Source organism: Paraburkholderia sp. HC6.4b, from assembly GCF_014200875.1.
GTDB classification, from domain to species: Bacteria; Pseudomonadota; Gammaproteobacteria; order Burkholderiales; family Burkholderiaceae; genus Paraburkholderia; species Paraburkholderia tuberum.
In genome coordinates, this window is record NZ_JACHDC010000002.1 from 172,609 (window position 1) to 197,738 (window position 25,130).

At 65.4% G+C, this 25,130-nt stretch carries 18 protein-coding genes; 5 read left to right on the forward strand and 13 right to left on the reverse strand.

Annotation, left to right across the window (positions count from 1 at the left end; all coding sequences use genetic code 11):
* Positions 1 to 12: 12 nt before the first annotated feature.
* From HDG34_RS03040 to HDG34_RS03070, 7 genes are all read right to left on the reverse strand, one after another.
* A complete protein-coding gene (locus HDG34_RS03040) occupies positions 13 to 2,448 on the reverse strand; it encodes a GNAT family N-acetyltransferase (protein WP_184057606.1) in 2,436 nt (811 codons plus the stop codon).
* 171 nt (positions 2,449 to 2,619) lie between these two features.
* The gene (locus HDG34_RS03045; RefSeq protein ID WP_090808225.1) at positions 2,620 to 4,221 is read right to left on the reverse strand and encodes a peptide chain release factor 3; all 1,602 of its coding nucleotides are present in this window, start codon (positions 4,219 to 4,221) and stop codon (positions 2,620 to 2,622) included.
* Between the two features lie 753 nt (positions 4,222 to 4,974).
* Entirely contained in the window at positions 4,975 to 5,277 is a 303-nt protein-coding gene (locus HDG34_RS03050) for an H-NS family nucleoid-associated regulatory protein (RefSeq protein WP_184057608.1), read from the reverse strand.
* A 125-nt stretch (positions 5,278 to 5,402) separates the two neighbouring features.
* The gene (locus tag HDG34_RS03055; RefSeq protein WP_184057610.1) at positions 5,403 to 6,602 is read right to left on the reverse strand and encodes a serine hydrolase; all 1,200 of its coding nucleotides are present in this window, start codon (positions 6,600 to 6,602) and stop codon (positions 5,403 to 5,405) included.
* A gap of 144 nt (positions 6,603 to 6,746) precedes the next feature.
* Positions 6,747 to 6,950 carry a hypothetical protein gene (locus HDG34_RS03060; protein WP_084754379.1) on the reverse strand — a complete coding sequence of 68 codons (204 nt, stop codon included), beginning with the start codon at positions 6,948 to 6,950 and terminating at the stop codon, positions 6,747 to 6,749.
* 539 nt (positions 6,951 to 7,489) lie between these two features.
* Positions 7,490 to 7,753, reverse strand: a complete 264-nt coding sequence (locus HDG34_RS03065; RefSeq protein WP_184057612.1) for a hypothetical protein — start codon at positions 7,751 to 7,753, stop codon at positions 7,490 to 7,492.
* 99 nt (positions 7,754 to 7,852) lie between these two features.
* Positions 7,853 to 9,319 carry a sigma-54-dependent Fis family transcriptional regulator gene (locus HDG34_RS03070; RefSeq protein ID WP_184057614.1) on the reverse strand — a complete coding sequence of 489 codons (1,467 nt, stop codon included), beginning with the start codon at positions 9,317 to 9,319 and terminating at the stop codon, positions 7,853 to 7,855.
* 327 nt (positions 9,320 to 9,646) lie between these two features.
* On the opposite strand from HDG34_RS03070, the gene HDG34_RS03075 reads away from it, so the two are divergent.
* The 4 genes from HDG34_RS03075 (at position 9,647) to HDG34_RS03090 (ending at position 14,996) form a co-directional block, all read left to right on the forward strand.
* Positions 9,647 to 11,047, forward strand: coding sequence for a GntP family permease (locus tag HDG34_RS03075; RefSeq protein WP_018424071.1), 1,401 nt, complete (start codon positions 9,647 to 9,649; stop codon positions 11,045 to 11,047).
* A 457-nt stretch (positions 11,048 to 11,504) separates the two neighbouring features.
* Complete coding sequence (locus HDG34_RS03080; protein ID WP_008921056.1) at positions 11,505 to 11,756, forward strand: hypothetical protein; 252 nt, start codon at positions 11,505 to 11,507, stop codon at positions 11,754 to 11,756.
* 398 nt (positions 11,757 to 12,154) lie between these two features.
* Positions 12,155 to 13,147, forward strand: a complete 993-nt coding sequence (locus tag HDG34_RS03085) for a DedA family protein/thiosulfate sulfurtransferase GlpE (RefSeq protein WP_184057616.1) — start codon at positions 12,155 to 12,157, stop codon at positions 13,145 to 13,147.
* Between the two features lie 118 nt (positions 13,148 to 13,265).
* Positions 13,266 to 14,996 (forward strand): cyclic nucleotide-binding domain-containing thioredoxin-disulfide reductase, encoded by a 1,731-nt coding sequence (locus HDG34_RS03090; RefSeq protein WP_184057618.1) that lies wholly within the window; start codon positions 13,266 to 13,268, stop codon positions 14,994 to 14,996.
* Between the two features lie 108 nt (positions 14,997 to 15,104).
* Here the strand turns inward: HDG34_RS03090 and HDG34_RS03095 are convergent, their stop codons facing one another.
* The 3 genes from HDG34_RS03095 to HDG34_RS03105 all read right to left on the reverse strand — a co-directional run bounded on the left by HDG34_RS03095 (position 15,105) and on the right by HDG34_RS03105 (position 18,805).
* Entirely contained in the window at positions 15,105 to 15,362 is a 258-nt protein-coding gene (locus HDG34_RS03095) for a hypothetical protein (protein ID WP_184057620.1), read from the reverse strand.
* Positions 15,363 to 15,456: 94 nt separating this feature from the next.
* Positions 15,457 to 17,640 carry a hypothetical protein gene (locus HDG34_RS03100; RefSeq protein WP_184057622.1) on the reverse strand — a complete coding sequence of 728 codons (2,184 nt, stop codon included), beginning with the start codon at positions 17,638 to 17,640 and terminating at the stop codon, positions 15,457 to 15,459.
* 262 nt (positions 17,641 to 17,902) lie between these two features.
* Positions 17,903 to 18,805 (reverse strand): DMT family transporter, encoded by a 903-nt coding sequence (locus HDG34_RS03105; protein WP_184057624.1) that lies wholly within the window; start codon positions 18,803 to 18,805, stop codon positions 17,903 to 17,905.
* A gap of 235 nt (positions 18,806 to 19,040) precedes the next feature.
* On the opposite strand from HDG34_RS03105, the gene HDG34_RS03110 reads away from it, so the two are divergent.
* On the forward strand, positions 19,041 to 19,916 hold the full coding sequence (locus HDG34_RS03110; protein ID WP_184057626.1) for a helix-turn-helix domain-containing protein: 876 nt from the start codon (positions 19,041 to 19,043) through the stop codon (positions 19,914 to 19,916).
* Positions 19,917 to 19,955: 39 nt separating this feature from the next.
* Here HDG34_RS03110 and HDG34_RS03115 read toward each other — a convergent pair whose 3' ends face one another.
* Genes HDG34_RS03115 through HDG34_RS03125 form a run of 3 tightly spaced genes read right to left on the reverse strand, consistent with a single transcriptional unit; the run spans position 19,956 to position 25,078 of the window.
* A complete protein-coding gene (locus tag HDG34_RS03115) occupies positions 19,956 to 22,991 on the reverse strand; it encodes an FAD-binding and (Fe-S)-binding domain-containing protein (RefSeq protein WP_184057628.1) in 3,036 nt (1,011 codons plus the stop codon).
* Between the two features lie 47 nt (positions 22,992 to 23,038).
* Positions 23,039 to 23,788, reverse strand: coding sequence for a 2-keto-4-pentenoate hydratase (locus HDG34_RS03120; RefSeq protein WP_184057629.1), 750 nt, complete (start codon positions 23,786 to 23,788; stop codon positions 23,039 to 23,041).
* A gap of 3 nt (positions 23,789 to 23,791) precedes the next feature.
* Entirely contained in the window at positions 23,792 to 25,078 is a 1,287-nt protein-coding gene (locus HDG34_RS03125) for an MFS transporter (protein ID WP_184057631.1), read from the reverse strand.
* Positions 25,079 to 25,130 lie beyond the last annotated feature (52 nt).

The window sequence follows — 25,130 nt, forward strand, 5'->3', positions numbered from 1 at the left end:
GACGTCAGCCGCTCAACGCGCCGGCTGGTTCTGCGCGGCGGACTTCGGGTCCGCCCCCGCCGTTTCGTCGAGCGCCATCCGCAAGCCGACCACACCGGGGTCATCGGTCCGCGTGATCGTGAAGCCGCTGGCCTTCGCGAGCGCGATCATCGCGGTGTTCTCGCGCAACGCTTCACCGATCAGCCAGTGCGTGTCGCGCGCCCGCGCGTACGCGATGATCCGCTGCATCAGCAACTGGCCGAGGCGCCGCCCTTTCTGATCCGAGCGCACGGTCACCGCGAATTCGGCCGTCTCGTTGTCGGGATCGGCCACCGCACGCACCACGCCGAGCGTCTGCGCGACGCCGTCTTGGTTGTCGACCGTCGCGATCAGCGCCATTTCCCGGTCGTAGTCGATCTGCGTCATGCGCGCGAGTTGCGAGTGGTCGAACGCGCCGACTGAAGCGAAAAAACGCAGCCGCAAATCTTCCGGCGTCATCGCCTGCACGAACTCGCGATGCGCATTTTCGTCTTCGGGGCGAATCGGCCGCACCGTTACACGCATCCCCTGCCAGTCGATCGTTTCCTCGAAGCGGCGCGGATACGGCACGATCGCGAGACGGCTGCGCTGCGCGCCGAGCCGCAACACGGGCTCGACCACCGTCACGCGGTCCCGGTAGACCCTGAGCTTCAACGACAGGCCGACGATCTCGCGCACGTCGCAAACCGCCTGCGACACCGCCGTCAACGCCGCGAGCGTCGGCTCCGGCGCGACCAGCCTCGCGTAGTGCGAACGCGTGACGATATCGCGCGCGAGCATCGGATTGAGCGGCGGCAGGCCGTACACGTGCAACCCGCTGGAAACGCCGTCGATCGGCGGTGCGGCGAAGCGGAACACGGGGCCGAAGTTGTCGTCGTCGTGCAGTTCGACGGCGACGTCGACGATGGGTTTTGCGGCGCCGTCGGCATCGGCGCCCGACGCGTGGGCGCCCCCTCCTTGCGCACCCTCCACCCGCAACCCGAACCGCGACAGAAACCGCGCCGCCGCCGCCCCGGCCAGCTCGCTCGCGCCCGCCGCCACCGCTTCGCGAGCCTGCGCCTGGGCGGCGTCGATCGACTCGGGAATCTGCGCAGGCAGGCCTTCCGGCGTTTGCATCAGCAGTTCGCGGCCCAGCCGGTAATCGACCAGACGGGCGAAGGCGCGCGCGAGCCGCTGCGGCGTCGTGTGCACCGGGATGCCCTGCGCATGCAGCGCGTCGCGCCTCGTCGCATCGACACCGCCGAAAAAGCACGCGAGCAGCCCGCGATACGCAAAGCGCTGATGCTCGATCAGCGCCTGCGCGACTTCGTCGACGGGCGCGCCATGCGTCGATGCGTGCACCACGACGGCGGTGCCGGTCTCGCGATACTCGCCGAGCAGCTTCAGCGCGGTGCCGAAGTGCTCAGGACGCGCGCCGTCGCCGAGCAGCAGCGGATTGCCGCCGACCGCGAGCGGCAGCGCCTCGCGCAGCGCGTCCGACGCCGCGGCCGGCCACGGCGCGAGCAGGCCGCCGGCGGCGGTGAACGCGTCGCGCGCGAGCGTCGCGAGACCGCGGTCGCTAGTGATCAGCGTGGCGGTGGCGCCCGCCGCCACGCGGCCGACGCCGAGCGTTTCGATTTCGTCGAGCAGATCGTCGAGCGCGTCGACGCGCACGAGGCCCGCGCGCCGGAACGCCGCTGTGTAGAGACCGTCGGCGGGATCGTCGCGGCCGGAGCGCAGCGCGAGCACCGGCTTGTTGCGCGCCGCCGCGCGCGCGGCCGACATGAACTTGCGCGCCGCCCGCACGCTGTCGAGTTCGAGCAGGATCGCGCGGGTGCCGGGGTCGCTCGCGAGGTAATCGAGCACGTCGCCGGCATCGACGTCGGCCTCCGCTCCGAGCGCCACCGCGTGCGAAAAACCGAGCCCGCGCGCTCGTGCCCAGCCGAGCACTGCGTTGGTCAGCGCATTCGACTGCGACACCCACGCGACGCCGCCCGCCTTGACCGTGCACGACGGCGCGCCCAGATGCGCGCCGAGCGCCGGCGACACCACGCCGAGACTGCCGGGTCCGACGATGCGCAACAGATGCGGCCGCGCCGCCGACAGCGCGTGCCGCAGTTCGAGCCGGTCTTCATCGCTGCGCACCTCGCCGACGATGATTACGGCGCGCGTGCCCATGCCACCGAGCTTATGGATCAGCGAGGGCCACGTCGCGGGCGGCGTGCAGATCACCGCGACGGTGGGCGCCTGCGGCAGATCGCCGACGTCGGCAATCACCGGATGGACGCCGAGCGTCGCGTGTTTCGGATTGACCGGCCACAGCGGGCCGTCGAAGCCGCCTTCCAGCACACGCGCCCAGACCATCGCGCCGGTGCTGCCCGGCCGCTCGGACGCGCCGATCACGGCGACGGATTTCGGGCGAAACAAGGCGTCGAGGTTGCGAACGGTCACGGGCGCTCCATGCGGTTGGACAGGAATTGGAGCCGGCTTCGCGGCGAGGCGGGTGGTTCCGTCAGCATAGGCGAAGTCGCGCGCTGGCGCGGGACGTTGTTGCGGCGGAAAAGTAAAAAGCCGCGTCGAACGACGCGGCTTTTTTGCTTCGAAACCAGCGGACTCGCGGTTTTACATTGCCTTTCTGAACGGCGCCCCCGAGTGCTCGCGCAACTCGTTGAACACGATCTTCGGCCACGCCTTCTGTGCGACTTCGATCTCCGATACGTGCGAGGCCAGATAGGTCGGCGCATCGGACGCATCGAGCGCGATTCGCGCCGAGTACGAGTCGGTGAAGCGGCGCAGTTCGGCCGCATCGTCGCAGGTCACCCAGCGCGAGAGCCGGTAACGCGCCGGCGCCATGCGCACGACGACCTTGTATTCCGTCGACAGACGGTGCGACACCACTTCGAACTGCAGTTGCCCGACCGCGCCGAGAATCATCAGACCGCCGGCTTCGGGACGGAACACCTGGATCGCGCCTTCCTCGCCGAGCTGCTTCAGCGCTTCACCGAGCTGCTTCGCGCGCATCGGATCGACCACTTCGACGGTCTGAAAAATTTCCGGCGCGAAGAACGGCAGGCCGACGAACTGCAGCTGCTCGCCTTCGGTCAGCGTATCGCCGAGACTCAGCGTGCCGTGGTTCGGAATACCGATGATGTCGCCCGGATACGCCTCGCTCACCGTCTCGCGACGCTGCGACAGGAACGTGACCACGTTGTTTGCGCGGAACGTCTTGTTCGAGCGCGTGACCTTCACCGCCATGCCGCGCTCGAAACGTCCCGAACACACGCGGATGAACGCGACGCGGTCGCGGTGCGCGAGGTCCATGTTCGCCTGCACCTTGAACACGACGCCGGTGAACTTCGACTCTTCCGGCTGCACCGGACGCTGTACGGTCATGCGCATCGACGGCGGCGGCGCGAGGTCGACCAGCGCGTCGAGAATCTCCTTCACGCCGAAGTTGTTGATCGCCGAACCGAACAGCACCGGCGACTGCTGGCCGGCGAGGAACTGCTCACGGTCGAACTCGGGCGTCGCGCCGCTGATCAGATCGATTTCTTCCTTCGCACGCACCCACGCGTGGCCGAAACGGCGCTCGCCTTCCTCGTTGCTCAGTGCCTGCAGCGTTTCGACCGCGCCGCCGGCCGTGTCCTGACCGGCGCGGAACACGCGCACCTGATCGCGCTGGACGTCGTAGACGCCCTGGAAATCCTTGCCCATGCCGATCGGCCATGTGAAAGGCACCGCCGCCACGCCGAGGTGCTGCTCGATCTCATCGAGCAGTTCGAGCGGCTCGCGCACTTCGCGGTCGAGCTTGTTGATGAACGTGACGATCGGCGTCTTGCGGCTGCGGCAGACTTCCAGCAGCTTCAGCGTCTGCGCTTCGACGCCGTTCGCGCCGTCGATCACCATCACGGCGGCGTCGACCGCGGTCAGCACACGGTAGGTGTCCTCGGAGAAGTCTTCGTGGCCCGGCGTGTCGAGCAGGTTGATCACGCAATCGCCGTACTCGAACTGCATCACCGAGCTCGCGACCGAAATGCCGCGTTGCTTTTCGATTTCCATCCAGTCGGACGTCGCGTAGCGGTTGCTCTTGCGGCCCTTCACGGTACCGGCGATCTGGATCGCGCCCGAGAACAGCAGCAGTTTTTCGGTGAGCGTGGTTTTACCCGCGTCCGGGTGGGAAATGACCGCGAACGTGCGGCGGCGTTTGAGTTCGGAGACTGACATCGGGTCTGGCGGTCACGGAAAGGGGTTCAGGCGGTTCCCGGCGGCCGTGGGCGGCCGGTATGCCGCGCGTGGCGCGGCGGCGTCGGGCTGCGAGAATCGGGCGCGGGCCCGGATCGGCCGGCGCTCGCGCCGCGTCCGAAAACGGGTGGCGAACGGGTCACGACCCAGCGTTCGACAATGCGGGAATCGCTGGCGCAAAAACGGCGCAAGGTGCGAATGATACACGTCTGGCGCGACGGCTGGCGGAAAGGGCCCCGGCGCCGGACGGGGCGACGGCGCGAGCGTCGGCGCGCCGCGCATGCTTCTGGCAAAGGTGAGCGTTTTCGGGACTTACGGCGGCGAATATCGATTTGCGGTCAAAGGTGAGGATCGCGAAACGCGTGCACGCACCTGCCAGGTCGCGGGCGCCACCAACGCGATGCGCGGGAAAACGGCGATAAAGCTTCGCGCCGCTATGAACAGGTTCCGGCTCGACGCCTGGAAACGCCCGCCAGCAAAGGCTGTCGCGGGTTTTCGGCGAGCGGCGCGCGGCGGGGCGGCACGATGGCGATTCGCACCCGCGGAGGTGCGTCGCGCGACAAAGCCTGGCTCACCGAAGCATCCCGCGAGGTTCGAATGCATCGGTAAATATCGCCGTATACGTTCAGGCGTCACGCAAAGGTGAGCGTTTTCGGGACCTTTGCAACGGTGCGGCACGGATCAAACCACGCATCACTTCAGAGAACACGGACGCATCGGCACCCACGACGAAGCTCAACCTTCGATCAGAAACCGCTCGCGATTTTTGCCGACGAGCCAGGCCGGCGAGCGCCCACGGCCGCTCCAGGTTTCGCCGGTCTTCGGATTGCGGTACTTGGCGACGGACGTCGTCGTCGACGACTTGCGGCGCGGCTTCGGCGAGGCGCTCGTCAAGCCGAGTTCTTCGGCGGTCAGGTCGTATTCGGCAATCTTCTGCTTGATATCGGCGATAGCTTGCGAGACTTCTTTTTCGCGCGCGGCTGCGACTTCCTTGTGGAGTTTTTCGAGTTGCGCAGTCAGCTGTTTGTAAGAGGCCATGCCGGTGTTCCCCCCTCGGTTGGACGCACTGCGATGAATCGCGATGAATGGTTGGCGGACACTATCAGACGAATAAATCACAGGATAGTGAATCGCGCGGCCGAGCGCATGCGCGGCGGCCCCGCTCAATCGTCGATCGCATCGTAGACGCGGCGTTCGAAGTCGATGGCCATCGGGAAGGGGTCGATCGAGCGGCGCTGGATCAGCATCAGGCCGATCATGTTCTCGACCGGATCGGCGAACCAGCTCGTGCCGTACGCGCCGGGCCAACCGAACGAGCCGAGCGAGCGGTAGCCGAGCGGCAATTGCTGCGCCGGATCATCGACGATCGACAGGCCGAGGCCGAAGCCTTGACCCGCCCAGATCACGTGACCGAAGGCAGGCAGGCGGCGCTGGTCGCGGCTCAGGAAATTGCTGCGCATCAGGTCGACCGAGCGATGCGACAGCAGCCGCGTGTCGCCGACGCGGCCGCGCCCGAGCAGCAGTTGCGCGAATCGCAGATAATCCTCGGCGGTCGAGACCAACCCGCCGCCGCCGCTCTGGAAGCGTCGCGGATTGGCCCAGCGGCTCGCCGCCGCATGATCCTCGACCACACGTCGCCGCGTGCCGGGATCGATGTTGTATGCGGTGGCGAGGCGCGCAAGCTGTGCGTCGGGCACCCAGAACGCGGTGTCGCGCATGCCGAGAGGCGCGAAAATGCGCATGCGGAAAAATTCCCCAAGAGTCATGCTGCTCACGCGTTCTATCAGCACGCCGAGCACGTCGGTCGCCACGCCGTAGTGCCAGCGCGAGCCGGGCTGGAACATCAGCGGCAACGCGGCGATGCGCGCAAGGCACGCGCTGTTGCCGCCGCTCGCCTCGAAGCCGTTGAACGCGGCTGCGTAGGCTTCGGCGAGCGGCCCCGTTGCCGTGAAGTCATACGCGAAGCCCGCGCGATGCGTGAGCAGGTCGAGCACCGTAATCGGCGCGCGTAACGGATCGGTCTGGTCGAGCGGGCCGGTCGGGTCACGCAGCACGCGCGGCGCGGCAAGCTCGGGCAGCCACTGCGAGATGGGCGCATCGAGCGCGAGGCGGTCTTCCTCGATCAGCATCATGATCGCGGCGCTCGTCACCGGCTTCGTCATCGACGCGATGCGAAACAGCGTGTCGCGCTCCATCGGCAATTGCGCGGCTTCGTCGCGTAGGCCTGCCGGTTCGAAGTAGCCGATTTCGCCGCGCCGCCATACGAGCGACACCACCCCCGCCACTTCGCCCCGCTCCACATAGCCCTGCATCGCGTTGGTCAGCGTCGCGAGGCGGGTCGCGGCAAGTCCTGCTATCTGCATGTACATCCTGTGTCGGTAAAAGAAAACGTGCGCGCGCCCAGGTCGCTTTGGGCGATCAAACCGAAAGATAAAACCTGTCCGGCGAAAGCGCACACGACGGCTTTCCTAATTGCCGATCCCGAGCGGCGGACACAATGACGACATTCAGGCTTTCTGCCGTTTTTCCAATGCGCAAAGCGCGGCATCGAGGCGTTTGACGCGGGTTGCCTGCGCCGGCACGAGAACCGCGCCGGAAACGTGCTGAAGGCGGTTACGCCAGTAAGACAAAGGAATACGGTCTTCTGCGGAAATATGGGAAATTATGTGCTCGAGATGCTCGATGTCTTTTTCGAGTTGCTGATGATTCATTGCTTTCCCCGGATTTTATTGAATTAGTGTTGAAGCAAAAAAATCGAAAGCATGGAGCCGCGTTGGCCCGCGCGGCCCAAAGTAATGCCCGCGAGCAGCGGAAAAACCTTCCTGAACTTCTTCTGCGTCGGAAAAAACCGGCAATTTCTGCTCGCCGGGTTAAATCCCAACGGTTTAAAAAAGAATACTGCCGTCAAATTTCACGTTCCGTTGCCTGCCGCACTGACTGCGTTCGACGCCCCGAGGGTAAAGATAAATCATCGTCGGGGCGCAAAGGATAATCGGTGCGCGGTGACTCAACGTTGTAAAAATGCCGCATGCGGCTTACTTATCCCAATTCGCATGCAAACCGCTTATCGGGCACACATTAGGCGCATGAATTTATGACGGCCATGTGGTAGCAGGAATGGCACGAGCGTGGTCAGCGAGCGTATCGGGAACTGGCAGGGAATAACTGCGAACAGGTGAAAAAAACCGAAGGCCGCCAACGGATCGGCCAGCCGCGCGCGCCGGCATTGCACCGGCACGGCGTCAGGAGCTTACTTGGCGGTCGCGCGGCAGGCATAGATCAGGCTCAACGTACCGCCCTCGCTCGACTGGCGCACGACGTCGAACGCGCCATTGCAACTGGCGGCCGCCTGTTGCGAGCACGAGTCGGAACCGACCGGGCATTGCACGAGCGTGGTCGCACGGCCGTCCGGCAGGAACAGCGGCGCGCTGCTGCTGCAACCGCCAAGCGCGACGATCGCGGCGACGGCCAGTATGCCGCGCGAGCGGCGCGCGAAGAAGGAATGGCATTTCATGGAGACCCCGGTCACGTCTTGTTTTTCGATCTCGCGATTGTGCCACGCTGCTCTCGTGCTGCGTCAGTTGGCGTGGTGCGGCTGGCCGGGCGCGGCGAGTCAAACGTCGATGCCGTGCGCGGCGATCTTCTTGTACAGCGTCGCGCGGCCCATGCCGATCTGTTTCGCAGTGTCAATGACGCGGCCGCCGTTCGCGCGCAACGCGTCGCAGAGAAAGCGCTTTTCGAACGCGGCCATCGCGTCGCTCCACGAGGTGGGTTCGGCGCTGGCGGCCACGTCCACGCTGGCGGCCGCGACAGTCGGGGTCCGCGCCGGTGCCATCGCACCGCCGTGCCCCGAGCCGATGAACGGCGCGAGCACACGCGCATCGATGCGCTCGCTGTCGGACAGCATCACGGCGCGCTCCAATGTGTTGCGCAGTTCGCGCACGTTGCCGGGCCAGTCGTACGCGCACAGCACGCGCAACGCGTCGTCGTGCAATTCGAAGTGGCTGCCGCCGCCTGCCTGCGCGGCCAGCTCCTCGAGCATCGCGTAGGCAAGCGCCTCGATGTCGGACGGACGCTCGCGCAGCGCCGGCGCATGGATCGTCAGCACGTTGAGCCGGTAGAACAGGTCCGCGCGAAAACGCCCGGCCGCGACGAGCGCCGGCAAATCGGCCGATGTCGCCGCGATGATCCGCACATCCGCGCGCACGATCCGATTCGAGCCGAGCGGCTCGAATTCCTTGTCCTGCAGCACGCGCAGCAGCTTGCCCTGCAACGGCAGCGGCATGTCGCCGATCTCGTCGAGAAACAGCGTGCCGCCGTTGGCGAGCTCGAACTTGCCGACCCGCCCCCTGCGATCCGCGCCGGTGTACGCGCCGGGTGCGGCGCCGAAGAACTCGACTTCGAGCAGCGTGTCGGGAATCGCCGCGACGTTGACGCTGACGAGCGGCTTGTGCGCGCGCGCCGAGCCGCCGTGAATCGCATGCGCGAGCAACTCCTTGCCGGTGCCGGTTTCACCCAGCAGCAGCACCGGCGCTTCGAGTTGCGCCGCACGCCGCGCCTGGCGCTTCACTTCGAGCGACGCCGCGCTGGTGCCGACGAAGCTGCCGAACGTATAGCGCGCGCGGCGCGCCTGCGCAAGCGACTGACGCGTCGCGATCAACTCCTGCTGCAACCGCGAGTACTGCGAAAAGAGGGGCGACAGCGCTTTCAACTCGTCGAACAGCGCGAAGCCGACCGCGCCGATCGTCACGCCGGCATCGTCCTTGAGCGGCAGGCGCGTGACGACGAGCGGCTCGCGATCGGTCTCCATGATGTCGAGCAGGATCGGCTTGCCGGTGTTGACGACCTCGCGCATCAGACTGTTTGGAATCACCGCTTCGCAATCCCGGCCGATCGCCTGCTGCGGGTCAGCAAAGCCGAAGCGCGCCGCATACCGCTTGTTGATCCAGACAACGCGCGCCTGTCCATCGACGATGAAGGTGCCTTCGCTGAAGTTTTCGAACGTGCGAAACAGCGAATCCATCGCCCGACGAAGCACGTCGTCATAGGTGGCGGGCAAGCCCGTCCAGTCGGTCAACATGCTGTCGCTGTCTCCGCTTATCGTTTTGATTGCATCAATCTCAATCGGTGGATGAATTTATCTCCAAATTGAGACACCCGATAGGCCTTATGCATCATGAGTTACCCTGGTTTCAGGTGTTCTTCAGCGGATGGAAGTCCCGTTTCGGAGACGCTTGGGTACAATCCGCCAACGATGCCTCGGCCCGCCGCTGCGCGGCCGCGCCATGCGCCACGGCGGGCCAGCAGCAAAACGGCAGGCATGGCATGGAACCTGCGTTCCGAGCGCGCCGCGCCGTCGCTCGATCGGGACGGCAAACATGTAGAACAACCGGGCTATGGAGACTCAATGACCTTTCTCATCGTTATCGCCGCGCTGGCGTTTCTGATGTTCGCTGCGTATCGCGGCTACAGCGTGATCCTGTTCGCGCCGATCGCGGCGCTCGCCGCCGTCCTGCTCACCGAGCCCGCCGCCGTCGCGCCGGTCTTCACGAGCATCTTCATGGACAAGATGGTCGGCTTCGTGAAGCTGTACTTCCCGGTGTTTCTGCTCGGCGCCGTATTCGGCAAGGTGATCGAGCTGTCGGGCTTCTCGGAGTCCATCGTCGCGGCCGCGATCCGCTATATCGGCCGCTCGCGCGCTAACGCGGTGATCGTCGCGGTGTGCGCGCTGCTCACCTACGGCGGCGTGTCGCTGTTCGTCGTCGTGTTCGCGGTCTATCCGTTCGCGGCCGAGCTGTATCGCCAGAGCAACATTCCGAAGCGGCTGATGCCCGGCGCGATCGCGCTCGGCGCGTTCTCGTTCACGATGGACTCGCTGCCCGGCACGCCGCAGATCCAGAACATCATCCCGACGACGTTCTTCAAGACCACCTCGTGGGCCGCGCCGACGCTCGGCGTGCTCGGCTCGCTGTTCATCATCGTGGTCGGTCTGTCGTATCTGGAATGGCGACGCCGCGCCGCGATGGCGACCGGCGAGGGTTACGGCACCGACCTCGTCAACGAGCCGGAGCGCGTCGAGTCGAAGCAGCTGCCGCATCCGCTGCTGGCGGTCGCGCCGCTCGTCATGGTCGGCGTCGCGAACTTCCTGCTGACGCGCTGGATTCCGACCTGGTACGGTCCGTCCTTCACGGTCACCCCGGACATCCTGCCGGGGCTGCATGCACCAGTCGAAACGAGCGTCAAGGCTCTCGTGGGGATTTGGGCCGTGCTGGGCGCGCTGCTGCTTGGCATCGTGATGGTTGTCGTGACGGCGTTCAGTCGCGTCAGCCAGCGCTTCGCGGTGGGCACCAAGGCGGCAGTGGCGGGCGCGCTGCTGGCGTCGCTCAACACCGCGTCGGAATATGGCTTCGGCGGTGTGATCGCGGCGCTGCCGGGCTTTCTCGTCGTCAGCAACGCGCTGAAAAGCATTCCGAATCCGCTCGTCAACGCCGCGGTGTCGGTCAGCACGCTGGCGGGCATCACGGGTTCGGCATCCGGCGGTATGAGCATTGCGCTCGCCGCGATGTCGGATACGTTCATCAAGGGTGCGGAAGCCGCGCATATTCCGCTCGAAGTACTGCATCGCGTGGTCGCGATGGCGAGCGGCGGCATGGATACGCTACCGCACAACGGCGCGGTGATTACGCTGCTCGCCGTGACGGGTCTCACGCACCGGCAGTCGTATCGCGACATCTTCGCGGTCACCGTGATCAAGACGCTCGCGGTGTTCTTCGTGATCGCGGTGTATTACGCGACCGGCCTCGTGTGAACGCCGAACCGGAAAACAGTACTTTGATCTGATAGATCCGCATTACCCCCACCTCGACAGCCGGCCAACGAAGCACGAGGATGGAGTCGTCAGCGCCCAATGTTGCAAGGGCAGGCTGACCCGAGTAACAACGGCGTTTAACGGCCCGTCCCTGTCCGGACGGGCTATTTTTTTGCGCGCGCCCAACGCTTCCTAGCCCGCCCCCGCGTCACCCGCATGACAAAACCCGAACGCACGTCGCGCCACCGCGGGGCATGAAAAATGCGTCCGTCGCGACGAGGAGTCGCGTTAAACTGGTTGCTCGCTCCGCAACCGCGAATCCGCTAGCGGCAGCGTCACACCCGACTAAAACCCCGGCGAGACAGAGGCAGACGCGACACGGCACGACGACGCGGCAGACGGCACGCCGTCCGCCCCGTACAATGGTTCCATCACCAACGCAACAAGGACAACTTCGATGCGCATCACCGGGTCCTCCGGGTCAATGGCCCTGCTCACCGAATACGACGACGCAACGGCGCGCGAACTTCGCTCGCTGCGCCTCGAATCGACCGAAGACGGCAAAGGCATCCTGCTGATCGAGGTCGATGAGCGCAAGCCGGGCATACATCGCGAAGTGCGCTACGAAATCACGCCCGCGGAGCTGATCGCCGCGATCCGCGCGCATGGCGCCGAGTTGCCGGGCGAGCAGCACAATCATCGTCAGTGAAACAGGCGCGCGGCGGGTGTGACCGTCGCGCGACTCGTCAGCCTCTCGCGCCGGTTGCGTCGCGCTTCGACGCGTCAGCGCGGGATTATTCGCATTGGGCGCGCGTCGCCGTGCTTCCGTTTGTTCCGTTCACGCCGCCAATCCCCGCTTTCCTACGGGTTTTTGCAAGCGTCTTCGCGTCTCGTCGAGCGCGCTTACCCGGCCTTCAGCAACTTGTCACGAGCGGTTGCCACGCTTGTGTATCGAGGCATGCGGCCACATAGGGCGACCTGATCGCAGCCAGAAGACGGGCCAATTTCCGGGCCGGTTGCACGTCTCGAAAATACGTCCATAATCCTTGCATTCCCCTTTGCATTCCTTACCGCGCTGCGCCCGCAAGGGCCGCGGATGTTAAACCGATGCTACATGACCTCGTCGCGCAATATGGACCGGCGCTCGTCTTCCTCAATGTGCTGGCTGCCGCGCTCGGGCTGCCGGTGCCGGCCATGCCGTCGCTCGTGCTGTTCGGAGCGATGGCCGCGATGCACCCCGGCTCGGTCGGCACGCAACTGCTGCCGGTCCTCGTGCTGTCGATCTTCGCGACGCTGATCGGCGACAGCGCGTGGTACGTCGCGGGCCGCATCTACGGCGGCAATACGCTGAAGACGATCTGCCGGCTGTCGCTGTCGCGTGACACCTGCGTGAAAAAGACCGAGCGCTTCTTCGGCCGCTGGGGCGTGCGCGTGCTCGCGGTCGCGAAGTTCGTGCCGGGGCTGTCGATCGTGTCGATCCCGATGGCCGGCGCGATGGGCACGCGCTACCGCATCTTCCTCACCTATGACGGCGTCGGCGCCGCGCTGTGGTCCGGCACCGGGCTGATCATCGGCGCGCTGTTCGCGCGGCAGATCGACATGCTGTTCGCGATTGCCGGGCGGCTCGGGCGCACGGCGGCGCTCGTCGTCGTTGCGTTGCTGGTGCTGTACGCGGTGTACCGGTGGATCCGGCGCCGTCAGTTGATCGCGAAGCTCGCGTCCGCGCGCATCGAGGTCGACGAACTCGAGAAGCTGTTCGCGGCTGACCGGGCGCCGGTCGTGTTCGACATCCGTTCGGAGGAGAAGCGCAAGCTCGATCCGTTCGTGATCCCCGGCGCGCAATTCGCCGATGAACGGCAACTCGACGACATCGTCGCCACCTACGCGCACGATCAGAAGCTCGTGATCTACTGCTCCTGCCCGAACGAGATTTCCGCGGCATGGATGGCCAAGCAGCTCAACGAAGCCGGCTTCTCCGACGTGCTGCCGCTGCGCGGCGGCATGGAAGCCTGGCGCGATTCGGGCAAGCCGGTCGACGCGCTGCCCGCGATGCCGCCGCCGGAAGTCGCGGTCGACGACATCGCGCCCAAAGCCGTTTAGCCGTAATCAGCGGCGGCATCGTCCGCCTGACGCGCGCGGCACGGCTCGTCCCGGCGTGCGAGCGCGCATCGCGTTGCCTCGCGTTCAATCGTGCAATGAATATCGAAGGAGCGGTTCAATGCTTTCGACTCAGGACGTTTCGACTCAAGAGGTGGAAGGACAGCAGGGGGTCGTCGCCGACGCGCCGTTTTCGTCGCTGTCGACGCGCATGCACCAGATGTTTCCCGCGCTCAGCTGCGCGGAGATCGACCGGCTGCGCCGCTTCGGCGAGGTCGGTCACTGGAAGTCCGGCGAACTGCTGTTCGAGACCGGGCGCACCGGGCCCGGCATGTTCGTTCTGCTCGAAGGACGCGTGAAGGTCTATCAGCGTGACGGCATCGGCCGCGAAGTCTTGATCGGCGAGCATGGCGCCGGACATTTTCTGGCCGAGGTCGGGCAACTGTCGGGCAAGCCCGCGCTCGTGAACGGCCTCGCGATCGGCGCCGTCGAAGCGCTGCTGATTCCGCCCGACCGCCTGCGCGCGCTGCTCGTCGCCGAAGCGGAACTCGGCGAGCGCATCATGCGCGCGCTGATTCTGCGGCGCGTGTCGCTGATCGAAAAGGGCGCGGGCGGGCCGATCCTCGTCGGCGATAGCAGCGACGCGCGGCTCGTGATGCTGCAAGGCTTCCTGTCGCGCAACGGCCATCCTCATTCGGTACTCGACGAACGCGACGAAGACGCGCTGCGTCTGATCGAGCAGTTCGCCGCGCAGCGCGAGGACCTGCCGCTCGTGATCTGCCCGGACGGCTCGGTGCTGCGTCATCCGAGCATGCCCGAGCTTGCCACTCGCTTAGGTATGCTGCCCGATCTCGACGACACGTACGTGTACGACGTCGCGATCGTCGGCGCGGGGCCGGCGGGACTTGCCGCCGCGGTGTACGCGGCCTCCGAAGGACTTTCGGTGATCGTGCTCGACAGCCGCGCGCCGGGCGGCCAGGCGGGCGCGAGCTCACGCATCGAAAACTACCTCGGCTTTCCGACCGGCATCTCGGGCCAGGCGCTCGCCGGCCGCGCGTTCGTGCAGGCGCAGAAGTTCGGCGCGCACGTTGCGATCCCAGTCAACGTGAAAGCGCTGCATTGCGGGCAGTCGCCGTATCGGCTCGAGCTGAAATGCGGCGGCCACATCAGCGCGCAGGCGATCGTGATCGCGAGCGGCGCCGTGTACCGGCGCCCGGCGCTCGACGGGCTCGAGCGCTTCGACGGACGCGGCGTCTACTACTGGGCGTCGCCGGTCGAGGCGAAGCTGTGCAAGCGCCAGGAGGTCGTGCTGGTTGGCGGCGGCAATTCGGCCGGCCAGGCGATCGTCTATCTGGCGACGCACGCGGCCAAGGTTCACGTACTGATCCGCCGCAGCGGTTTCGAGGCGACCATGTCGCGCTATCTGATCGACCGCATCCGCTCGCTGCCGAACGTGTTCGTGCATCCGAATTCGGAAGTCGGCCGGCTCGAAGGCGATGAGGACGGGCTCGTGTCGGTCGCGCTGAAGCGGCCGCTGCCCGGCGGCGTCGATCACTTCGACACCCGGCATCTGTTTCTGTTCACCGGCGCGGACCCGAACACTGAATGGCTGCGTACCTGCGGCGTGCAGCTCGACGCGAAAGGCTTCGTGCTGACCGGCATCAGCGCGGATGGCTCGGCCACCGCGTGCGACCTCGGGACCACGGTCGAAGGAGTCTATGCGATCGGCGATGCGCGTGCCGGGTCGACGAAACGCGTGGCCGCGGCGGTCGGCGAAGGCGCGGCCGTGGTCGCGCAGATTCACCAGTTGCTGGCGCAGACGAGCGGTGAAGAGGTGGCGCTCGGGGCGTGAGCCTCAGAGAGCATGAAAAAAAGCACACGGTGAGTTACACAGTGCGCTTTTGTATAACAGACGGCACGATGGCTGCGCCGGCGCGGACCCGCGCGTTCAGCGGTCCACTCAGCGCTCCAACTTCGCGCGCAACTCGCGCGCGGCCTCCAGCAGTCCCTCGTAACCCGAACGTGCGTGCTCCGGCAGATCGGGATCGCCGACCAGCGCGCCGAGCGTTTCGATCAGACTGTACACAATGCCTTTCGCGGCGCCCGATGCAATGCCGCCTGACGACACCTGTTGATCGACGTGACTGAGCGCCGCGTCGAGCTGCTCGATCTCGGGACGATCGTCGGAGGGCGGCTTGGGAGAAACGTCTTGCGTCATGATCGAACATCGCTCCATTGAGTGCATCGGTAAAGTTGTTATATACCGATCGTGCGCCGCCGTCTATTCGTGTTCGGCGCGACAGCGATCCACGTCAAGGCGTCCAGCGATACATCAGCAGCTTCGCGCGCGCGTCGTCTTCGACCAGCACCACGTACTCGCCGTTATCGCGCTGCACCGCGCTGATGCCGAGATACACGTCGACCCAGCCGCTCGTGCCGCCGACGCTCGCGCCCGGCGTCATGTAACCGACCGCCGTGCCGTTGCGCGCGTCGTAGACGTCGATGCGATCGGTGTACAGCTCGGCAACGAAGATATAGTTGCCCGCCACCGCGACGCCGACCGTGGTGGTCTGCGGATCGCTTTGCGTGTTCCACGGCAGCGAGACCGTGTATGTCAGCGTCGGGTTGCCGCTGCTCCAGTTGTCGTAGCGGGCCAGCACCGGACCCGCTTCCTTCCAGTGCGTCGGGTCCCACGGAATCGCACTCGTGAAACCGGACAGATACATCGTGTCGGTCGCTGCGACGTAGACGAGCCGCGCGAGCCGCGTGAATGGCGCGGGCATCGCGAACATCTTCGCACTCGCGTACGTGTAGATCGGATTGCCGGCGGAGTCGAGACCTTGCAGCGGCATCTCGCGCACGCCGCTCAATGGCGTGGCAAGCCACACGTTGCCGGGTTCGTCGACCCACCAGAAGCCGTCGCCGACCGTGCTGCCGGTCGACGGATTGCCGCTGATCTCGCTCGCGTCGACGGCGCCATTGCCATTGCTGTCGCGCCACAGCCATTCGCCGTACGTCGGTTGCGCGGCGGGCCATGCGCCGGGCAGCGGATTCTGCGCGAGCATCCCCGACGGTATCGCGATCTCGCCATGCGCGGCATCGAAGCGATAGACGTTCAGATAGTGCGCGCCCGGATCGAGCGTATAGAGAAAGCGCTGGCCATCGAATCTGCGCACCATCGGTTCGCCACGCACGCCGCGCGGCTCGTGAAAGGCGGGATCGTCGGGGTAATCGAAGCGATCGAGCGTGAACGCCGCATATGACCATTCGTGGCCGACCGGCTGCCTGTAATCGAGCGTGAAGCGCTTCGAGCCCGTGTAGATGGAAGCGGGTGTTGCCGGGTCGAACGCGCCGCTATCGACGAAGCTCAGACCGTAGAGCCGCCAGTTGAGCACGCGCGTGCCGTACACGTAGCTCTCCAGCACTGCGCCCTGCCCTACGGATGCCGAGCCGAGCGCGCGCGGTCCCTCGCCGTTTTGCGCGACGTACAGATTGCCGGCCGCGTCGACGCCGATGCCGGTGATGCCGTTGAAACGCGTATCGCCGGGCACGCCGCGCACCGGGTGGAAAATGCCGTTGCGCGTGCCGATCGACGTGCCCGCCTGCATCTGGCCGCCAGCGCCCTTGTTGAACACGAGGATCTGCTGCGAAACGCCGTTGTCGGCGACCAGCAGTTGGCCGGATGGCGTCACTGTGAGGTCGCTCGGCACGGTGCCGGCGGGCAGCGTCAATGGACCGGCGAGCGCGGTGCCGTCGGCGCGGTAGTGCAGGATGCTCAGATTGCCTGTGCCGAAGCCGCTGATGATCCACAGCGTCGAGTCGGTGTCGATCGCGATGCGGGCCGGCGACGCGATGCTCCACGAACGCAGCGGCTGCATGGACTGCGCGTCGTACACCGCGATCCGGTTGCCGTACGTGTCGGCCACGTAGAGCTCGCTGTCGGTTGCGGCGAGGCCGCGAATGCTCGCGTCGGTGCCAGTCTTCACCGTATCGACCGCGACGAAACTGTTCTTCGTCGCGTTCGCGCTATTGCCGATGCCGCCGGAAAACGGCGCGCCGGTCGCGAGATTCGCAAGCGTGCGTCGCGTGACGCCGTACCAGGTCTGATTGGCCGGCGGATAGTCGGCGCCGACCAGCGCATTGTTCTCGTTGCCGATCGACATCGCCGCATAGAGGTACGTCTGGTTGACGGCCACCGCGTCGCCTCCGGCCGCGCCCCAGCCATGCGTCGAACCGGCCACCGCGAGCTTGTCGCCCGCGCGATAGGCGGCGATTTCACTGCCGCTTTCGTCCCACGGCGCATTGGTATAAACGGTGCCATTGGCGCCGACGCTAATGGCCTGAATATCCTGCTGCATCCATTTGCCGTCGCCAAATCCGAAACTATTACCGATCCATGAGGTCGTGTAATTCAATTGGGATTGCGCGGAAACATTCGGCGAGATCAGGCTGTGGATTAACACCACGGCCAAGCCAAGGCGGGAAAAAGGCTTCACGGCAGTCGGTCCTTGCTAGGCGCGAGACGCGCACATCAGATTTAGCGTTTTATTCTCTCATATAAAAATAGTAAATTTATTGATGAAAAAATGATTATTGAATGCCGATTCATCCAATTCATTCGATTTGCATCGAACCATGTTTCCGACACAATCTTTCCTTCACGAAACCGGTAAAAACCGGTTCCCGTAAAGACTCACCGATCAGCGATTCAGTTGCTTTTTCTGCTCCTGTAAATCCTCACCTTGAGCGAGACGCTCATCATGTCCGCGCCGCCCGGCGACGCTCGAAAAGCCGCCGCGTCAGATCGAACGCCACCAGATTGCCGGCCACCACGAGCATGAGACCGACCACCGCGAGCGCTGACCACCGATAGCCCTCGAACAGCGTCGATGCCGCGAGCGCGACGATCGGAAACAGCACCGTGCAATAGGCGGCCCGCTCCGGGCCCATACGGCCGACGAGCATCAAGTACGCCGTAAAGCCGATCACCGAGCCGAACACCACGAGATACGCGAGCGCACCGAGATAGCGCGCCGACGGTTCCACCGCGAACGAATAGCCGGCGAACAGACTACCGAGCGTCAGGACGGCAGCACCGATCAGCATCGCCCAGCTGTTGGTCGCGAACGGATGCAGGCCCATCGACTGCATGCGGCTCGACAGCAGGTTGCCGGCCGAGAAGCACAGCGTGCCGAGAAACGCGACGCCGAGCCCGAGCCATGCGGTGTGGTCGCCGAGATGCCCGGCCATCTGCTGCACGAACAGACAGACGATGCCGACGAGCCCGAGCAACGCACCCGCAATCGCGCTCGGCTGCAGAGGCCGGCCCATGAACAGCCGCCCGTTGATCGAGTTCAGCAGCGGCGCGGTCGAGAACACCACCGCGACGAGCCCGCTCGGCACGAGCTGTTCGGCGTAGTAGAAGCACAGGAAATTCAGGCAGAACAGCGCGAGACCCTGCGCACCGAGGTAGCGCCAGGCGTCGCGCGGCGGCCAGATCGGGCGGCGCATGATGCGCGCCAGTGCGAACATCAGCAGCGCGGCAATCCAGAAACGCCACGCAATCGATACCGGTGGCGGCACCGCGCCGAGTTGCCATTTGATTGCGATCCACGTGGTGCCCCAGATCAGCACGGTGATGGCATAAAGGAGGAGATTCATGGTCGGGCCTCAGACTGCAATGACGGACTGCGATGACGCGCAGCATGGAAGAAAGCCCGACTATGGAACCGCGCCGCCGCCCGCAATTGTCCAAAATTGCGCACTTTTTCGCGCCGATGCGCAGGCTGACGGGACGCGCCGTATACTGGCCGCTCAACCACCACCGTACACCGGAAAACCTCCGCGCGCCGCCGTGAACCCCACCCCGTCCGTCCCCGTGATATCCACCGCCGGCATGCCTTTTGGCCTGCAGTCGGTCTGTCACACGCTCGCCAGTGCGAACGCGCATCTGGACCGCTTCGCGTGGCTCGGCGACGGACTCGCGATCGCGCTATGGACTCGCGACACGAAGGAGGACGAGACCGTCTACGAACGGCCCGGCCATCACACGCTGTCGTGCTATCTGGACGGCGGCTATCGCACCGAGCGCCAGAAAATGCCGGGCCACTACGGCGCGCCGTCGCGGCTGTGCGCACTGCCCGGCGATCACGAATCGCGCTGGTGGGTGCGCGGCCACATGCACTTCATGCATCTGTACTTCCTGCCCGAGCACTTCACGCGACGCGCGGTGCAGGAGCTCGACCGCGAACCGCGCGAACTGACGCTCGCCGATCGCACCTATTTCGAGGACCCGCGCATTGCGAGTCTGTGTCAGTCGCTCGTCAACGAGGAGTGGAAAAGTCCCGACGGTCTGCTGCGCACCAACGAGACCGCGCACGAAGTGCTGAGCCTGCTATTGCGCGGCCAGGGCGTACGGCGCGCGAACGTGGCGCTGAAAGGCGGGCTGTCGGCCGCGACGCGGCGCCGCCTGCGCGACTATATCGACATTCATCTTGCGCAGCCGTTGACGCTTGGGGAGCTGTCGGGTGTCGCGGCGCTGTCGGAGTTTCATCTTGCGCGGATGTTTCGCGAGTCGTTCGGGTTGCCGCCCGCCGCCTGGATCGCGCGGCAGCGGCTCGATCGCGCGCGCACGCTGCTGCGCACGACGACGTTGCCGCTCACGCAGATCGCCGGGCAGTGTGGCTATGCAAACGCGAGTCACTTTAGTCACCGGTTTCGCGAGGCTGTCGGGGTGACGCCGATTGGGTTCCGGCAGGCTATCGGTGTTTGAGATTCGCGTTTGAGTTTCGCTTTTGCGGTTAGCTCCGTGTCATCGCAGCGCCATCGCCAGCACGCGCGCGACGTGGATCGCGTCGACGCCCGCGCCGTCGTGAATCTGATGCCGGCAGCTAGTGCCGTCGGCGACCATCACCGTGGCCGCGTCCAGCTTGCGCACCGCGGGTAGCAGCGACAGCTCGGCCATCGCCTGCGAGCTCGCGTAGTGCTCCGCTTCATAGCCGAAGCTGCCGGCCATGCCGCAGCACGACGATTCGACCGTCGATACCTTCAATTCGGGAATCCACTCCAGCACGGTCTGCACCGGCGTGAATGCGTCGAACGCCTTCTGATGGCAGTGGCCGTGCACGAGTGCCTGCTGCATCGGCAGCGGCTTCAATTCGAGCTGCAATCGTCCGGCCTTTTCTTCGCGCACGAGGAATTCCTCGAATAGAAACGCGTGCTGCGCGAGGCGCTGCGCCTCTTCGCCGAAGCCGTACTGCAGGAATTCATCGCGCAACGACAGCAGACACGATGGCTCCAACCCCACCACCGGCACGCCACGTTCGACGAACGGCCTGAACAGCTCGAGCATGCGCCGCGCTTCCTCTTTCGCTTCGTCGACGAGACCCGCCGCGAGAAACGTGCGGCCGCAACACACGGGACGCTCTCCCGGGCGTGCATTGAAGTGGACCGTGTAGCCCGCCGCTTCGAGCACCTGTTGCGCGGCGCGCGCGTTGTCGGGCTCGAGGTGGTTGTTGAAGGTATCGACGAACAGCAGGACTTCTTTCAGCGCGCACGCCTGCGCAGCGTTGCGTGCAGGCTTCGCGGACACCGCATCGGCCAGAAACGCCTTCTTGAACCGCGGCAAACTCCGCTCGGTCGCGAAGCCGACCGAGCGCTTGAACCACGTCGACAGCACCGGCACGTTGTCCGCGAGCGCCAGCAGCCTCGGCATGCGGCTCGCCGCGCCCGCATAGCGCGGCATGAACGCGACGAGCCTGTCGCGCAGCCGCACCCCATGCGTCTTGACACGCGCCGCCCGCGCCTCGATCTTGAACTTCGCCATATCGATGCCGGTCGGGCAATCGCGCTTGCAGCCCTTGCACGATACGCACAGGTCGAGCGTTTCCTTCACGTCATCGCTCGCGAGCCCGCTTTCGCCGAGTTGCCCCGAAATCGCGAGCCGCAACGTGTTGGCCCGCCCGCGCGTCAAATGTTGCTCGTCCTTCGTCACGCGATAGCTCGGGCACATCGTGCCCGCGTCGAACTTGCGACAGTGGCCGTTGTTGTTGCACATCTCTACCGCTTTCGCGAGGCCGCCGCTCAGATCGTCGCCGCTGCCGGGCGCGCTTTCTTCTCCCGTCAGCGGGTCACGCTTCACGTTCCACGTCGACCAGTCGAGCGCCGTTTCGATGCGCTGTTCGCGATAGCCCGGCGCAAAGCGGAAATTGCGCGCGTCGTCCATCTTCGGCGGACGCACGATCCTGTCGGGATTGAAGCGGTTGTCCGGATCGAACAACGCCTTGATCTCGCTGAACGCCTGGTTGAGCCGCGGCCCGTATTGCCATGCGACCCATTCACCACGGCATAGCCCATCGCCATGCTCGCCGGAATACGCGCCCTTGTACTCACGCACGAGCGCGGCCGCTTCCTCGGCGATCGCGCGCATCTTCGTCGCGCCGTCGCGGCGCATGTCGAGAATCGGCCGCACGTGCAGCGTGCCGACGCTCGCATGCGCGTACCACGTGCCTTCGGTGCCGTGGCGATGAAACACGTCGGTCAGCCGGCTCGTGTAGTCGGCCAGATGTTCGAGCGGCACCGCGCAATCTTCGATGAAAGACACCGGCTTGCCGTCGCCCTTCATGCTCATCATGATGTTGAGACCAGCCTTGCGCACTTCCCACAGCGCTTTTTGCGCATTTGCGTCCGGCATCTCGACGACCGCATCGGGCAGGCCCAACTCGCCCATCAACTCCGTGAGCTGCTTCAGCGACGCGAGCTGCGCGTCGCGATCCTCGCCCGCGAACTCGACGAGCAGAATCGCCTGCGGCTCGCCGACCAGCGCCTTCTCGATCACCGGACGAAACGCGGGGTTGCTCAACGCGAGATCGATCATCGTGCGATCGACGAGTTCGACAGCGACCGGCTTCAGCTTGACGATGTGCTGCGTGAGCGCCATCGACTGCCGGAAGGTCGGAAAGTTGACCACGCCAAGCGCCTTGTGCGCGGGCAGCGGCGCGAGCTTCAACGTGATCTGCCGGCTGAATGCGAGCGTGCCTTCCGAGCCGACCAGCAGATGCGCGAGGTTCGCGCTGCCGTCATCGGTATAGGCGCGCGGATTCTGGCAATCGAACAGATCGATGTTGTAGCCCGCGACGCGGCGCAGCACCTTCGGCACGCGCGCGATGATTTCGTCACGCTCGCGCTGCGCGATCCGCGTGACGCCCGCAACGATCTGCTGCAAGCGCTCACCTTGCAGCGGCGGCTCGCGCAGCGACGCGAAGCGCGCTTCGCTGCCGTCGGCGAGAATCGCGTCGATCGCGTCGACGTTGTGCACCATGTTGCCGTACTCGATCGAGCGCGAGCCGCACGAGTTGTTGCCGGCCATGCCGCCGATCGTGCACTGGGCAGCCGTCGATACATCGACCGGGAACCACAGTCCATGCGGCTTCAGCCACGCGTTCAGATGATCGAGCACGACGCCGGGCTCGACCGTCACGGTGCGCGCGTCGGCATCGAACGCGACGATGTTGTTGAGCCACTTGCTCGTATCGACCACCAGCGCTTCGCCGACCGTCTGCCCACACTGGCTCGTGCCCGCGCCGCGCGCGAGCAGCGGTACTTTCTCGCTGCGCGCGATCTCGAGCGCGATGCGCAGATCGTCCTGATCGCGCGGCACCACGACGCCGACCGGCGTGATCTGATAGATCGACGCATCGGTCGCGTAGCGGCCGCGGCTGGCAAGATCGAACAGCACGTCGCCGCGCAGCGCTTTGCGCAGATGCTGCGCGAGCGGACTCGTTGCGCGCGCGGCGGAGGGGACCAGATGGATCGGCTTGACGAGCAAGCCCGCAGTGGGATTCGTCATTTCGTCGGCCTGTGAGGAGCGCGCCTGAACCACGCAGCTCGAATTACCTAGTACAGCGTCAGATGCACGGGCGCGAGTCCTTCGATATGCCCGCTCACCTCGCCCGCCTCGCGCGGAAAGAACATGCCGGTGTACGAACCGGCGGTGATCACCATTTCCGGCGTCACCGCAATGCCGCGCGAACTCGCGTGATTGACGAGCCACGTCAACAGCCGCCGCGGATCGCCGGCCGGATTCGCGGGCGTCGTTTCGACGACATTGCCTCCGTTGAACGCGAAGCGCAGCGACGGCGCGACGAACGGAAAATCCTCGCGATACCGTGTGAATTCACCGACGATCAGCGCGCCGTGATTTTGCAGGTCCGCAAGCTGCGCGAGTTTGTCGATGGCGGGCCACGCGGCATGGCGGCTCGCGACGATCTCGATGGTCGCGCCGATCGAGCCGATGCCCGCGAGCACTTCGTCCTCGCGGTACGGTTTCGTGGACGGCTCGAAACGCCGGCCGAAACGGAACGCGACTTCGAGTTCGAGCCCGAGCGGCGCGAAGCCTTCGCGCGACAGACGCGCGCCGTCGGCGTGCAGATCGGTGTCGGGCAATGGCGCGCCCTGAATCGGTCCGCTCGCCGATTTCGCGCCGATCTTCCAGCCGCCGATTCGCGCGCCGCATGCGCTCAAGATTTCGTGCTGGATTGCGTAGGCCGCGTCGGCATCGGAAGGAAGCAGCTCCGGCGGCAACGTATCGAGCACCGTACGACTGCGACGCGCATCGGCAAGCAGCTGACTCAATGATGAAGTCATGTTTTACACGCCCATCCGGGTGGAAACGTGCGCCTTCTCCGACGCGCCAACTTCGAAGCGGCTCTCGGGCTGCATGCGGAACGCGAGCACGACGCCGATGCCCATCAGCAACATGCTGCCCACGAACGGCAGATCCCAGTTGCCAAAGCGGTCGATCAGAAAGCCGCCCATCACCGGCGAGATGATCGCGGCGAGCGCCGAGCCCGTGTTCATCATGCCGCTCGCGGTGCCGGCGAAGTCCGGCGCGATATCCATCGGGATCGCCCACATCGGGCCGATCGTCATCTCGGCGAAGAAGAAGCCCGACGCGAGACAGGCAATCGACAACGTCAGGTCATGCGTGAACATCAGAGGAATCAGCGACAGCAGGCAGAACAGCATGCACACCGACACCATCCAGCTGCGCGCGCGTTTGAGGCTGCCGGTGCGCTTGAAGATCGCATCGGTGACGATGCCGCCGAGCGTGTCGCCGATCACGCCCGCGAAGAACACGACCGACGCGAAGATCGCCGACTTCTTCAATTGCAGATTGTGGTTATGCAGGAAGTACAGCGGAATCCAGCTCAGGAACAGCCACAGCGTCCAGCCGTAGCAGAAGTAGACGATCGTGACCGGCGCCATGCGGCGAAACAGCTTGCCCCACGGCAGGCCGGAGACTTTCGGCTTCGGCGTGGGCAGCACCGCGAGTTCCTCGGACGTAATGCGCGGATGATCTTTCGGATGCTCGGTGAACGTGAGCGCCCACGTGACCACCCACACCAGACTCAGCGCGCCGCAGATAAAGAACGATTCGCGCCAGCCCCAGTTGGTCATCACGATCACGATGAGCGCCGGCGCGACCGCGTTGCCGACTCGCGACGCCGCGTGCGTGATGCCCTGCGCGAAGCCGCGCTTTTCTTTCGCGACCCAGCGCGACATCGCCGACGTTGCGGCCGGGAACGTCGCGCCTTCACCGAAACCGAGCACGAGCCGCGCGGCAAGCAACGAAGCGAGCCCGCCCGCGAAGCCCGTGAACACCGTCGCGAGACCCCAGATGGCGCCGCAGAACAGCAGCGTGCGTCGCGCGCCGAAGCGATCGCTGACCCAGCCGCCCATCACCTGAAACAGCAGATACGGATACGCGAAGGCCGAGAACACGAGCCCGACCTGCGTATGCGTGAGATTGAATTCCTTGCCGAAACCCGCCGCCGCGGTGCTGACGTTTACGCGATCGAGGTACGTGATGAAGTACATGATGCAGAGCATCACTAGAACGATACTGGTCGCACTGGTCAAACGAAACCGCTTCATCGTCTCTCTCCATGGCATGTGTCGACGGCGCGCCTGAAGTGGAGCGCTGCGT

Coding starts and splice junctions, on each gene's coding strand:
- HDG34_RS03045 (WP_090808225.1), bottom strand. CDS start 4,221: ATGTCAGTCTCCGAACTCAAACGCCGCCGCACGTTCGCGGTCATTTCC.
- HDG34_RS03050 (WP_184057608.1), bottom strand. CDS start 5,277: ATGGCCTCTTACAAACAGCTGACTGCGCAACTCGAAAAACTCCACAAG.
- HDG34_RS03055 (WP_184057610.1), bottom strand. CDS start 6,602: ATGCAGATAGCAGGACTTGCCGCGACCCGCCTCGCGACGCTGACCAAC.
- HDG34_RS03060 (WP_084754379.1), bottom strand. CDS start 6,950: ATGAATCATCAGCAACTCGAAAAAGACATCGAGCATCTCGAGCACATA.
- HDG34_RS03065 (WP_184057612.1), bottom strand. CDS start 7,753: ATGAAATGCCATTCCTTCTTCGCGCGCCGCTCGCGCGGCATACTGGCC.
- HDG34_RS03070 (WP_184057614.1), bottom strand. CDS start 9,319: ATGTTGACCGACTGGACGGGCTTGCCCGCCACCTATGACGACGTGCTT.
- HDG34_RS03075 (WP_018424071.1), top strand. CDS start 9,647: ATGACCTTTCTCATCGTTATCGCCGCGCTGGCGTTTCTGATGTTCGCT.
- HDG34_RS03080 (WP_008921056.1), top strand. CDS start 11,505: ATGCGCATCACCGGGTCCTCCGGGTCAATGGCCCTGCTCACCGAATAC.
- HDG34_RS03085 (WP_184057616.1), top strand. CDS start 12,155: ATGCTACATGACCTCGTCGCGCAATATGGACCGGCGCTCGTCTTCCTC.
- HDG34_RS03090 (WP_184057618.1), top strand. CDS start 13,266: ATGCTTTCGACTCAGGACGTTTCGACTCAAGAGGTGGAAGGACAGCAG.
- HDG34_RS03095 (WP_184057620.1), bottom strand. CDS start 15,362: ATGACGCAAGACGTTTCTCCCAAGCCGCCCTCCGACGATCGTCCCGAG.
- HDG34_RS03105 (WP_184057624.1), bottom strand. CDS start 18,805: ATGAATCTCCTCCTTTATGCCATCACCGTGCTGATCTGGGGCACCACG.
- HDG34_RS03110 (WP_184057626.1), top strand. CDS start 19,041: ATGCCTTTTGGCCTGCAGTCGGTCTGTCACACGCTCGCCAGTGCGAAC.
- HDG34_RS03115 (WP_184057628.1), bottom strand. CDS start 22,991: ATGACGAATCCCACTGCGGGCTTGCTCGTCAAGCCGATCCATCTGGTC.
- HDG34_RS03120 (WP_184057629.1), bottom strand. CDS start 23,788: ATGACTTCATCATTGAGTCAGCTGCTTGCCGATGCGCGTCGCAGTCGT.
- HDG34_RS03125 (WP_184057631.1), bottom strand. CDS start 25,078: ATGAAGCGGTTTCGTTTGACCAGTGCGACCAGTATCGTTCTAGTGATG.